This is a genomic window from Kitasatospora sp. NPDC041988 (genome assembly GCF_055588525.1).
The window spans coordinates 6,736-19,520 of record NZ_JBVJCO010000075.1 but is presented as its reverse complement, the minus strand read 5'-3'; the positions used below and the strand labels follow the sequence as shown (position 1 = coordinate 19,520).

Here is a 12,785-nt window from a genome sequence, read left to right as displayed (position 1 = left end):
TATGCAGAGCAGAAGAGGGACCCGAATACGCAGAGGGAGCGCGCGGATGTGGGGGCAGAAAGCAACCCCACCAAGAAACAGCACCGGTGCCCCCCCCCCCCCCCCCCCCCCCCCCCCTGGCCCGCCCCGATCCGCCCCCGCGCCGGTGTGGGCCGGTCAGGCCTGCCGCTGGACGCCCAACGTCCGGGTGAGTTGCGCCAGTTCCTCGTCGAAGAGCTTGTCCGGGCTGGCGAGCTGGCTGCGCAGGTGGCCGTAGACCTCCAGTGACACCAGGCCGTGGAGGTGCCCCCAGAGGCGCAGGGCCAGGGCGACGCCGGCCGGGGGCAGGTCGGGGAAGGCCGGGCGGATCTTGGCGAGCAGGCCGGGGTCGAAGTCGGCCCAGGTGAACCGGCTGTCCTGGTAGTGCTGTTGGGCCTGGGGCCAGGCGGCCGCCGCCAGGGCGGCGAGGCCGGTGCAGGTCCGGAGGGCGGCGGCCGGCGCGGGGCCGCCCTCGGGGGCCTGGTAGCCGGGGACGGGGTCGCCGTAGACGAGCCGGAAGCCCTCGGGGTTGGCCAGGGCCCAGTTCCGGAAGGCGTGGGCCCAGGCCTTGATCCGGGCGGCCGGGTCGGCGGTGGAGGAGGACTCCCAGGCGGCGTCCACGGCGTCGGCGAGCGCGGTGTACACGTCGTTGATGAGCGTGGTGACCAGGTCGTCGCGGGTGGGGAAGTAGCCGTAGATGGCGTTGGCCGTCATGCCCATCTCGCGGGCGATGGCCCGGAGGGTGATGGCGTCCGGGCCGCCTGTGGCCATCAGTGCCAGCGCGACGTTCTTGATCTCGGCCGTCGTCTCGGCCCGCAGCCGCTCGCGCCTGCCGGTGCTCGCCCTGCCGGTACTCGCTCCGCCGGCCACTGCTCTCCCTGTCACGCGGACACTCTACAGCGTCACCGCCATGGGTGCCGTATCTAAACTTCACGGCGTATAGTTTTGTCACGGCGTCACCGAGCGAACGGTGTGGCGCCCATGTCCGCATGCAGAGGAACAGGGGAGAACCATGCACATCGGAGTCATCGGTGCCACGGGGACCATCGGCAGCAGGGTCGTCACCGAGGCCCTCGGCCGGGGGCACCGCGTCACCGCGTTCAGCCGCGACGCGTCGAAGGCGCGGCTCGACGAGCGCCGGGAGGACGTCACCTGGGCCGACATCGACGTCCTGGACGCGGCGAGCATCGCCGCCGTCCTGCCCGGCCTCGACGTCCTGATCAGCGGTTACCAGCCCGGCAACGCCGCCCGGGACTGCGCCGACACCGTCGAGCGCTCGATCGCCGATCCCACCGTCCACGTCACCGCGGCGCGGGCACTGCTGGCCGCGCTCGACCGCCACCCCCGGACGCGGCTCATCGTGATCGGCGGCGCGGGCAGCCTGGAGGTCGAACCGGGGGTGGTGCTGGCCGATTCGGAAGAGCTCCTGCACAAGACCCTCGACGAGCTCGGTCTGCCCCGCGGGTACGCGGCATCCGTGCGCGGTGCACGGGACGGCCTGAACGTCCTGCGCACCTCGAACCGGCTCTGGACGTACTTCAGCCCCGCCGAGTACATCGCCCCCGGCGAGCGCACCGGCCGCTTCCGGATCGGCGGCGACCAGCCGGTCCGGGACGCCGAGGGACGCTCCCGCATCTCGGCGGAGGACGCCGCGGTCGCCCTGGTCGACGAGGCGGAGCTGCCGCGCTTCGTCCAGCGCCGGTTCACGATCGGCTACTGAGTACCGGGCGGGAGGGCGCGGCGCATGCTGCGGCCCCGGGCGAGTGGAGCGTCCGGGGCCGGGGGGGTGCACAGTCTGGGCGGCGCTGTCAGGCGGCGGCCGGGAGGCCGTACCGGACGCCGGTCAGCTCCTCCGACAACTCCCAGAGCCGGCGCCCGGTTTCGGGATCGGCGGCCGAGGGTGCCAGCTGCACCCGGGTGGGCCCGCCGCGCAGCTCGGCGAAGCCGTCCGGGCCGATGAACTCGCCGCCCCGGACGCCCGGTTCGGTCGCCGCGTAGAGCTGCGGCAGGGCGCCCCGGGCGGGGGGCTGGGCGAGCGGGCGGGCGAGGTGGCCGAAGAGCAGCCGGTACAGGGCGGTCGGCGCCCCGGTCACGATGTTGGTGGCGGCGTAACCGGGGTGGGCGAGCAGGCTGTTCACGGGGCTGCCCGCCGCGGTGAGCCGCAGGTGCAACTGGCGGCCGAAGACGGCGTTGGCCAGCTTGGACTGGTTGTAGAAGGCCATCGGCGCGTACCGGTGCCGGCCGTCGAGGTCGTCGAAGCGGATCCGCCCGCGCCGGTGGTTGATCGAGCTCACCGTGACCACCCGGGGGTCGCGTCCCTCGGCCAGGAGGTCGAGCAGCAGGCCGGTGAGCGCGAAGTGGCCGAGGTGGTGCGCGGCGAACTGAAGCTCGTGGCCCTGGGCGCTCAGGGTCCGTGGCGGGGCCATCACGCCGGCGTTGTTGACCAGTACGTCCAGCCGGCCGTGGTCGGCGTGGACGCCGTGGGCGAAGGTGCGGACGGAGTCGAGGTCGGCCAGGTCGAGCCGGCGCACCTCCAGTCGGGCGGCCGGCTGTTCGGCGGTCAGCTCCGCGACCGCCCGGCGCCCCTTCTCCTCGTCGCGGACGGCGAGGACCACGTGTGCGCCCCTGCGGGCCAGGGCCCGGGTGGTGGCGAGGCCGAGGCCGCTGTTGGCCCCGGTGACGACGATGACGCGCCCGGTCTGGTCCGGGATCCGCTCGGCGGTCCAGCGCTGATGCTCTGTCATGCGGCACATGCTGTCCTTCGTGTCACTCGGTGTCAAGATGCTCCTGAGTGTCACCCAAGGCATCGCGGTACCATGACGCGGTGACCACCCGCCCCGAACTGTCCATGGCCGAGCGCAAACGGCGGCTCGTCTCCGGCGAACTGGCCGAAGCCGCGCTGCAACTGCTGGCGGAGCGCGGGTTCGACGCCGTCACCATCGACGAGATCGCGGGCGCCGCCGGCGTCTCGAAGCGGACGTTCTTCCGGTACTTCGCCTCCAAGGAGGACGTGGTCGTCCAGGTCCTGGCCGACCTGGGCCCCGAGATGCGCGCGGTGCTGGCCGCCCGTCCCGGCGACGAGCGGCCCTCCGTCGCGCTGCGGCACGCCGTCTGGGTCTCGCTCGCAGCCTGCGCCGCACGCTCGGACGGCGCAGGCCACGTCGGCCGCTCCGGCCATGACGGCCAGTCCGGCCAGTCCGGTCACGACGACCGGGCGCTGCGCGTGGTGCAGCTGATCCTGCGTACGCCCGCCCTGCTGGGGCGGTTCCTGGAACGCCAGGCGCAGTGGCGCGACGAGCTGGCGGCGGAGCTGGCGCACCGCCATGGGCTCGACCCCGCGACCACGATGTACCCGAGGCTGGCCGCCGGGACGGCGCTGACCGCGTTCGACGCCGTGCTGCGCCGGTGGAGCGAGAGCGACGGCGCCGAGGATCCGGCCGCACTGCTCGACCAGGCGTTCGCCGTCGTTGCCCCGGCGCTCGACACCGTCGCGGCTCCCCACGCATGACGGAGTCCGCCCCGGCGTCAAGGCCGAGGCGGACTCGGGCCGCGCGTCAGCACCCCGTCAGCCGCGCACCCGGACGGCGCCGCCGCGGCCGGGCGCCGAATTCCCGCCACGGATAGCTGGTCCAGACCATTGACGCTCGCCGACCCCGCTCCCTAGCATGATCCGCACCGCGGCGGCCATACGGGGGCCCGCCGCCCCGCCGAGCGCGCAGCTCCCTCCCACCGACAGGGCACGCGGCCGAGCCATGTCCGAGCCCTGCCGTCTGTCGACTGTCGGCGCGTCCTGAGGAGCACGATGAGCACGTCCGTCCACGGGGCCGACCACCGGTCGGCCCCGGGTTCTGCCGCCGGTTCCACCGAGCCGGCCGTCCTGACCGTCGGACAGGAACGCCTGTGGTTCCTGGACCAGTTGGACCCGGGGGACCCGTCCTACAACATCCCGCTCGTCCTACGGCTCACCGGCGCGCTGGAGCCGGCCGCCCTGCGGGCCGCCCTGGATGCGGTGGTGGCCCGGCACGAGGCGCTGCGCACCCGCTTCCCGAACGAGGACGGCCGCCCGGCCGCCGTGGTCGACCCACCGGCGCCGCTCCCAGCGGAGGAGGTGGACCTGCGGGGCGAGCCGCAGCAACTCGCCGCGGCCCTCGCCGAGCGCACCAACCGCGGCTTCGACCTCGCCGCCGGCCCCCTCCTGCGCGTCGCGCTGCTGCGCACCGGCGAGCAGGAGCACGTGCTCTGCCTGGTCGTCCACCACATCGTCGCCGACGGCTGGTCACTCGGCCTGCTGCGCACCGAACTCGCCGACCGGTACGCCGCCCACCGGGCCGGCCGCCCGCTCGACCTGCCGCCGCCGCCCTCCTACCTCGCCCACGCCGCCGCCGAGCGCGAGTGGCCGGCCGGGCCGCAGGCGCCGGCCGCGCTCGCCTACTGGCGCGACCGGCTGGCCGACGCCCCCGCCCTCGAACTGCCGCTGGAGCGGCCCCGGCCCGCCCACCCGGGCAGCGCGGGCGCCTTCCACACCCGGACCCTGCGCGGAATCGGGCCCGAGCTGGACGCCTTCGCCCGCCGCCGCCGGCTGACGCCGTTCATGGTGCTGGCCGCCGCCTACCAGGCCGTACTGCACCGCTGCACCGGCCAGGACGACTTCTGCCTCGGCGTGCCCACCGCCGCCCGCACCACCGTCGAGGCCGAGCAGACGGTCGGCTACTTCTCCAGTGCCCTGGTACTGCGCGCCGACCTTGCCGGTGCGCCGACCTTCGCCGACCTGCTGCGTCGCACCCGCTCCGGCTGGCTCGGCGCGCTGAGCCACAGCCAGGTGCCGTTCGAGCAGCTCACCGAGGAGCTGCGGGTCGAGCGCGACCCCGGCCGCACGCCGGTCTTCCAGACCCTGCTGACCGTCCACACCCAGAGCGGCGGTGCGTTGGACGAGCACGCCTTCGCCGACCTGCGCTGCACCGAACTCGACGGCGGCTACACGGCGGCCAAGTTCGAACTCACCCTGGACGTCCGGTGGGACGGCGAGGACCTGCTGGCGATCTTCGGTTACCAGACCGAGCTGCTCGACGAGGCCTGGGTCACCCGGTTGGGCCGCTGGTTCGACACCCTGCTGCGCGACGCCCTCGCCGAGCCCGGGACGCCCGTCCACCGACTGGCGCTGCTGGACGCCGCCGAACTGGCCGAGGCCGCCGCCGCCACGGCCGGCCCCGCGCTGCCGGCGTACCCGGAGACGGTGCTCGCCGCGATCGACCGGGCCGCCGCCGAGGCCCCGGACGCGCCCGCCCTGGAGAGCCGGGGCGAGCGGCTGACCCGCGCCCGACTGGCCGAGGAGTCGGCCAGGCTGGGGGCCGCGCTGGCCGCGTCCGGCGTCCGGCGCGGGGACGTGGTCGCGTTCTGCCTGCCGCGCGGGCCGCGTGCGGTGGTCACCATGCTGGCCGCCTGGCGGGCCGGCGCCGGCTACCTGCCGCTCGACCCGGAGTACCCGGCCGCGCGGCTCGCCTTCATGCTGGCGGACAGTGGTGCCAAGGTCCTGGTCACCGCCGACGGGCGGCCCGTCGAGGGACTGCCGGCGGACGTCGCGGTGCTCGCGGCGACCACGGGCGAAGCGGCCGAAGCGGGCGAAGCAGCCGAAGCGACAGCGGCGGGCGCCGCCGCCCACGGGGACGACCCGGCCTACCTCGTCTACACCTCCGGCTCCACCGGCACCCCCAAGGGCGTCCTGGTGCCGCACCGCGCACTGGCCGCCCGGGTCGCCTGGATGCGCGAGGGCTACGGGATCACTGCGGCCGACCGGGTGCTCCAGTTCGCCTCGCTCTCCTTCGACACCTGCGCCGAGGAGGTGTTCCCCGCGCTCGCCGCGGGCGCCACCCTCGTCGTCGCCGAGCCGGGCGCCGCCCTGCCCGAGCAGCTCGCCGAACCCGGCACCGCCGGACCGACCGTGCTCGACCTGCCCACCCCGTACTGGCACCAGCTGGTCGCCGACCTCGACGCCACCCCCTGGCCGGCCGGGCTGCGGCTGCTGATCCTCGGCGCCGACCAGGTGCGGGCGGAGGCCGTCGCCGCCTGGCGCGCCCGGTTCGGCGACACCGTTCGGGTGGTCAACTCCTACGGGCCCACCGAGACCACGATCATCGCCACCACCGCCGAGCTCGGCGCCGCCGACGCCACCGCGCGCCCGCCGATCGGCCGGCCGATCGGCGCCAGCACCGCGGCCGTCCTCGACCGGCACGGCAACCCCGTCCCGCCCGGCACCCCCGGCGAACTGGTGGTCGGCGGCGACGGCGTCACGTACGGCTACCTGGGCCGCCCCGGCGCCACCGCCCGCGCCTTCGTCCCCGACCCGGACGGCCCGCCCGGCGCCCGCCGCTACCGCACCGGCGACCTCGTCCGACGGCGCACCGACGGCGCACTGGAGTTCCTCGGCCGGCTCGACAGCCAGGTCAAGGTCCGTGGCTTCCGGATCGAGCCAGGCGAGACCGAGAGCGCCCTGCTCGCCCTGCCCGGTGTCGGCCAGGCCGTGGTGACCGTCCGCGGCGACGCCCTCGTCGGCTACGTGGTGCCCGCCGCCGGCGGCCCCGCCCCCGCACCGGACGCGCTGCGCACCGGGCTCGCCGCCGTCCTCCCCGCCCACCTGGTGCCGAACGCCCTGCTCGTCCTGGACGCGCTGCCGCTCACCCCCAACGGCAAGCTCGACCGCCGGGCCCTGCCCGTCCCCGAGACCCGGCCCGAACTGCGCGCCGCCTACGTCGCCCCGCGCACCGAGGCCGAGGAGCTCGTCGCCGAGGTCTGGCAGGAGGTCCTCGGCCTGGACCGGGTCGGTGCCCTGGACGACTTCTTCGACCTCGGCGGCCACTCCCTGCTGGCCACCCGCGTCGTCGCCCGGATCCGCTCGGCCGTCGACCTGGCCGTGCCGCTGCGCACCCTGTTCACCCACCGGACCGTCACCGCCTTCGCCGACGCCGTCGAAGCCGCCCTGGTCGCCGAACTCGCCGAGCTGTCCGAGGACGCCGCCGAGGAACTGCTCGCCGCGCAGGACTCCCCGGAAGGGACCAACACGCCGACATGAGCACCGACACACCAACCCCCGTGGCGGGAGCGGCCCCAGCCCCGGCGGCCGGCCTCTCCGCCGCCAAGCGGGAGCTGCTCAGCCGCCGCCTCAAGGCCCGCACCGCCCCGCGCCAGGCCGTCCCGCGCCGGGCCGCCGACACGCCCGTACCGCTCTCCTTCGCCCAGGAACGCCTCTGGTTCATGGAGCAGTTCGCGCCCGGCACCGCCGCCTACAACATCCCGGTCACCCGCCGGCTCCGCGGCCCGCTGGACACCGACGCGCTGCGCCGGGCGCTGGACGCCTCGGTGGCCCGGCACGAGACGCTGCGCTCGCGCTACCCGGCCACCGAGGACGGCCGCCCCGTGCTGGAGATCGCCGAGCCCGCGCCGTTCGGCCTGACCACCGCCGAGGCGGCGGACGAGGAGGAGGCCGGCCGGCTGGTCGACGCGGCCGCCGCCGTCCCGTTCGACCTGGAGACCGGCCCGCTGCTGCGCGCCCTGCTGGTCAGGCTGGCCGAGGACGACCACCTCCTGCTGCTGGTGGTCCACCACAGCGTGAGCGACGGCTGGTCCAGCGAGGTGCTGGTCGGCGAGGTGCTCCGCGGTTACGCCGCCCACGCGGCCGGCAGACCCGACCCCCTGCCGGAACTACCCGTCCAGTACGGGGACTTCGCGATCTGGCAGCGGGAGCGGCTGAGCGGCGAGCGGCTCGCCGCCGAAGTCGCCCACTGGGCCGGCGAACTGGCCGGCATCGAACCGCTCGAACTCGCCTTCTCCCGCCCCCGCCCGCCCCGGCAGACCTTCGACGGCGCCGGCTACGGCTTCCGCGTCGAACGCGCCCTGCTGGACGAGCTCACCGCCCTCGGCAAGCGGCACGACGCCACCGTCTACATGGTGCTGCTGGCCGCCTTCCAGGCCCTGCTGGCCCGCTACAGCGGACAGCGCGACTTCGCCGTCGGCTCACCCATCGCCGGCCGCCCCGAGCCCGAACTCGAACCGCTGGTCGGCATGTTCGTCAACGTGCTGGCGCTGCCCGCCCGGCTCGGCGGGGACCCGTCCTTCGCCGAGCTGCTCCGGCGCACCCGGGAGACCTGCCTGGAGGCCTACGCCCACCAGGAGCTGCCCTTCGCCCAGCTGGTCACTGAGCTGAAGGTGCCCCGCGACGTCAGCCGCCCGCCGGTCTTCCAGGCCGTCCTGGCCGTGCAGAACTACGCCACCACCCGCGAGGGCCTCGGCGAACTCCCATTGGACGTCGAGCCGTTCGGCGTGCGTGCCAGCGGCACCCGGTTCGACCTGGAGCTGTTCCTGCAGGAGTGGCCGGACGGCCTGGCCGGCGCGTTCAACTACAACACCGACCTCTTCACCGAAGGCGACATCGCCCGGCTCGGCAGCCACCTCGGCCGGCTGCTGGCGGCCGTCGTCGCCCGGCCGGACGAGCCGGTCTCCGCCCTCGACGGGCCGGCCGAGGGCGAACGCGCCTTCGAGCTGGACGAGTTCAACCGGACGACGGTCGACCGCCCGGACACCACGCTGACCGCGATGATCGCCGAGCAGATCGCCCGTACCCCGGACGCCGTCGCCGTCTCCTTCGAGGACGCACCGGCCATGACGTACCGTCAACTTGACGCCGCGGCCGACCGGATCGCCGCCCGGCTGGCCGCCGAGGGCGTCGGCCCGGGCAGCCTGGTCGCGGTCAGCGCCGAACGCTCGCCCGAACTGGTCGCCGGCCTGCTCGGCGTACTGCGCACCGGCGCCGGCTACACCCCGCTGGAGCCCGAGTACCCGGCCGAGCGCCTCGCCTTCCTGCTCGCCGACAGCGCCGCGCCCGTCTTGCTCACCCAGCGCAAACTGCCCATCCCCAAGGGCTGCACCGCCCGCGTCCTGCTGCTCGACGACCCCGCCGAGTGGCCGAAGGCCAGGACCAGGCCCGCCGGGCCCCGCGCCGAGGGTCCCAGGGTCGACGACACCGCCTACCTGATCTACACCTCCGGCTCCACCGGCCGGCCCAAGGGCGTGCCCAACACCCACCGCGGCATCACCAACCGGCTCCGGTGGATGCAGGACGCCTACCGGATCGGCCCCGGCGACGCCGTCCTGCAGAAGACCCCGGCCGGATTCGACGTCTCCGTCTGGGAGTTCTTCTGGCCGCTGGCCACCGGCGCCCGGCTCGTCCTCGCCAAGCCCGGCGGCCAGAAGGACGCCGGCCACCTGCGCGACCTGATCGCCCGCGCCGGCGTCACCGTCGCCCACTTCGTGCCCGCCATGCTCACCGTCTTCCTCGCCGAGGACGACGTGGAGAAGTGCACCACGCTGCGCCGAGTCGTCTGCAGCGGCGAAGCCCTCCCTCCCGACACCGCACGGGAGTTCACCGCCCGGCTGCCGGACTGCGCGCTGGCCAACCTGTACGGGCCGACCGAGGCCGCCGTCGACGTCTCCTCCTGGGAGTGCGAAGGCCCGCTGGAGACCGTCCCGATCGGCCTGCCGATCGACAACACCCGGCTCTACGTGCTCGACGGGGCGCTGCGGCCCGTCCCGCCCGGCGCCCCCGGCGAACTCCACATCGGCGGCACCGCCGTGGCGCTCGGCTACCACCGCCGCCCCGGCCTCACCGCCGCCCGCTTCGTCCCCGACCCCTACGGCCCGCCCGGCTCCCGGCTCTACCGCACCGGCGACCTCGCCCGCCGCCGCCCCGACGGCACCCTCGAACACCTCGGCCGGATCGACCAGCAGGTCAAGATCCGCGGCCTGCGGATCGAACCCGGCGAGACCGAGGCCCTGCTCCGCGCCCAGCCCGGCATCGCCGACGCCGCCGTGACCGTCCGGGAGGACAACCCCGGCGACAAGCGCCTGGTCGGCTACGTCGTCCTGGAGCCGGGCACCGAGGAGCCGGACCCGGGCGCCCTGCGCTCCACGCTCAAGCTCTCGCTGCCCGACCACCAGGTGCCCACCGCCTTCCCCGTGCTGGACGCCCTGCCGCTCACCCCCAACGGCAAGCTGGACCGCCGTGCGCTGCCCGCCCCCGAGCTGCGCCGCGCCGAGGGCGGCGTCCGGAGGCCCGGGACCGAGGCCGAACGGGTGCTCGCCGCGATCTGGGCCGAGGTGCTCGGCCTGCCCGAGGTCGGCACCGACGAGGACTTCTTCGACCTCGGCGGCCACTCGCTGCTCGCCACCCAGGTGGTCGCCAAGGCCCGCAAGCGGCTCACCGAGGCCGGCGCCCGCCCGATCAGCGTGATGGACCTCTTCACCTGCCGGACGGTGCGCGACCTCGCCGCCCTGGCCGACCTCTCCGAGCAGGACCGCGGCCCGCGCAGGCTGCTGCACCGGCTCACCCGCCCGGTACCCGCCGCCCGCCGCCGGCTCACCCTGGTCTGCGTGCCGTACGGCGGCGGCAGCGCGGTGGTCTACCAGCCGGTCGCCGACCTGCTGCCGGCCGACACCGAGCTGTGGGCGGTGGCCATCCCCGGCCACGACATCGGCGTCACCGAGCAGCACCTGCCGTTCGACGAACTGGCCGCCCGACTGGCCCAGGAGGTCCGCGAGCGGGTCGACGGCCCGGTGGTGGTCTACGGCCACTGCGGCGTCGGGACGGCGCTGGCGGTCGCCACCGCCCGGCTGCTGGAGGCCTCCGGCCGTGAGCTGGAGGCGGTCTACGCCGGGGCGCAGTTCCCGTTCGCCAAGCCCCGCAGCAAGGTGCTCACCACGCTGAGCGGGCTGGCCTCGCTGGAGCCGCTGCTCGGCGACCGGGTCTACGTCAACTGGCTCACCGGCATGGGCGTCGACACCTCCGAACTCGACCAGGACCAGATCCGGTTCATCGTCGGCAACATGCGCCGCGACTCCAAGGCCGCCGAGGAGTACTTCACCCGGGCGATCGCCGAGGTCGACGCGGGCGCGCCGAGGCTGAAGGCGCCGATGGTCTCGCTGGTCGGCGACCGCGACCCGGCCGCCGACTTCTACCAGGAGCGCTACCGCGAGTGGCTGCTGCTCGCCGAGCGCTCCGCCGTCGCGGTGCTCGACCAGGGCGGGCACTTCTTCGTCAAGTACCGCGCGGACGAGGTCGCCGAGGCCGTCACCACCGTGCACCGGGCCGTCCTGGACGGTGAGACCGGCCGGCTGCCCGCGCCGGGCCCGGACTCCTCCTGGTGGTTTCACGGCGAGACCGGGCCGCCGGCCCCCTCACCGGACGAGCCGCAGAGCGCGGCGCAGCCCGTGGCGGAGGACGGCCCGCAGCCCAGCATGCGCCGCTTCCTGGCCGTCGCCGCCGGACAGTTGGTCTCGATCACCGGCTCGGCGCTCACCGAGTTCGCGCTGCCGGTCTGGATCCTGCTGGAGACCGGCTCGATGGCCCGGTACGCGCTCTACGCGGTGATCGCCATGCTGCCCGGGATCGTCGTCGGCCCGCTGGCCGGCGCGCTGGTGGACCGGCTGGACCGCCGCAAGGTGATGCTGGCCGGCGACGTCGCCGCGGGCGCCACCCAGGCCGGGATGCTCGCCCTGCTGCTCGCCGGGCAACTGCACTCCTGGGAGATCTACGTGCTGCTCGGGGTGCTCTCCGTGGCGCTCACCTTCCAACGGCTCGCCTACGCCTCCGCGGTGCCCCAGATCGTGCCCAAGCAGTACCTCGGTCACGCCAACGGCATCGTCCAAATGGCCTTCGGGGCCGCGCAGTTCATCGTCCCGCTGGCGGCGGTGGCGCTGATGGCGGCGATCGGCCTGCGCGGCATCCTGGTCATCGACGTGGTGAGCTACGCGCTGGCGATCGGCATCCTGCTCGCGGTCAGGTTCCCGAAGACGCTGCCGTGGACGCGCCGTGAGTCGCTGGTCGAGGAGATCAGGCACGGCTTCGGCTACTCCTGGCGCAACCGGGGCTTCCGCTCCATGCTGCTCTGGTTCGCCGGCCTGAACATCTTCCTCTCCCCGCTGTTCCTGCTGGTCACCCCGATGGTGCTGGCCTTCTCCGACCTCGACGGAGCCGCCCGGGTGGCCGTCGCGGGCGGGGCCGGGGCACTGCTTGGCGGCATCGCGATGGGCTTCTGGGGCGGGCCGCGCCGGCACCGGCTGCGCGGCATGCTCGGGCTCGCCGCGCTGCTCTCGCTGGCCTGCGCCTGCACCGGCCTGCACGCCGGGCTCTGGGTGGTCGCGGCCGGGGCGTTCGGGATGTCCTTCGCGCTCACCCTGGTCAACGGCGTCTACTCGACCATCGTCCAGGTCAAGGTGCCGCAGCGGTTCCACGGCCGGGTGTTCGCGCTCAACACCCTGGTCGCCTGGTCCACCCTGCCGCTCGGGCACGGTGTGATCGCCCCGCTCGGCTCGTCGCTGTTCGGCCCGCTGATGGACGAGGGCGGCGTGCTCGCCGGGGTGTTCGGCCCGCTGCTCGGCACCGGGCCCGGGCGCGGCATCGCGCTGATGTACCTGCTGTTCGGCCTGGCGATGCTGGTCCTGGTGGCGGTCGGCCTGCGCCTGCCCGCCCTGGCCCGTTTCGACCGGGACGTGCCCGACGCCGAACCGGACGACCTGGTCGGCCTGCGCGAACGCGCCCGCCTGGCGGCGGCCCGCCGGGCCGCGGAGGCCGAGCACCCCGAGACGGCCTCGGTCTGACCTCGCCGGAAGGTCCCGGGGGGGGGGGGCACGGGCGCCCGTGCCCCGGTCCCCCCCTAAAGAGGAACCCCTGGACCCCGCAACCACCGAACCGAGCGCCGTCCAAAAAGAAGAGGAGAACG

General features: G+C 74.9%; 6 protein-coding genes. 4 read left to right on the top strand and 2 right to left on the bottom strand.

Annotated features, from left to right (window positions below):
* Positions 1 to 156: 156 nt before the first annotated feature.
* Entirely contained in the window at positions 157 to 903 is a 747-nt protein-coding gene (locus ACZ6NC_RS40355; protein ID WP_465738881.1) for a TetR/AcrR family transcriptional regulator, read from the bottom strand.
* 127 nt (positions 904 to 1,030) lie between these two features.
* Here ACZ6NC_RS40355 and ACZ6NC_RS40350 point away from each other — a divergent pair, with 127 nt between their 5' ends.
* On the top strand, positions 1,031 to 1,738 hold the full coding sequence (locus tag ACZ6NC_RS40350; RefSeq protein ID WP_465738880.1) for an NAD(P)-dependent oxidoreductase: 708 nt from the start codon (positions 1,031 to 1,033) through the stop codon (positions 1,736 to 1,738).
* 88 nt (positions 1,739 to 1,826) lie between these two features.
* Here the strand turns inward: ACZ6NC_RS40350 and ACZ6NC_RS40345 are convergent, their stop codons facing one another.
* Positions 1,827 to 2,762 (bottom strand): oxidoreductase, encoded by a 936-nt coding sequence (locus ACZ6NC_RS40345; RefSeq protein WP_465738879.1) that lies wholly within the window; start codon positions 2,760 to 2,762, stop codon positions 1,827 to 1,829.
* A gap of 104 nt (positions 2,763 to 2,866) precedes the next feature.
* On the opposite strand from ACZ6NC_RS40345, the gene ACZ6NC_RS40340 reads away from it, so the two are divergent.
* From ACZ6NC_RS40340 to ACZ6NC_RS40330, 3 genes are all read left to right on the top strand, one after another.
* Positions 2,867 to 3,526: a TetR family transcriptional regulator gene (locus tag ACZ6NC_RS40340; RefSeq protein ID WP_465738886.1), complete on the top strand. Its 660-nt coding sequence runs from the start codon at positions 2,867 to 2,869 to the stop codon at positions 3,524 to 3,526.
* Positions 3,527 to 3,820: 294 nt separating this feature from the next.
* Positions 3,821 to 7,084 carry an amino acid adenylation domain-containing protein gene (locus ACZ6NC_RS40335; RefSeq protein WP_465738878.1) on the top strand — a complete coding sequence of 1,088 codons (3,264 nt, stop codon included), beginning with the start codon at positions 3,821 to 3,823 and terminating at the stop codon, positions 7,082 to 7,084.
* A complete protein-coding gene (locus tag ACZ6NC_RS40330; RefSeq protein ID WP_465738877.1) occupies positions 7,081 to 12,663 on the top strand; it encodes an amino acid adenylation domain-containing protein in 5,583 nt (1,860 codons plus the stop codon). The genes ACZ6NC_RS40335 and ACZ6NC_RS40330 overlap by 4 nt, the downstream gene beginning before the upstream one ends.
* Positions 12,664 to 12,785: the final 122 nt, after the last annotated feature.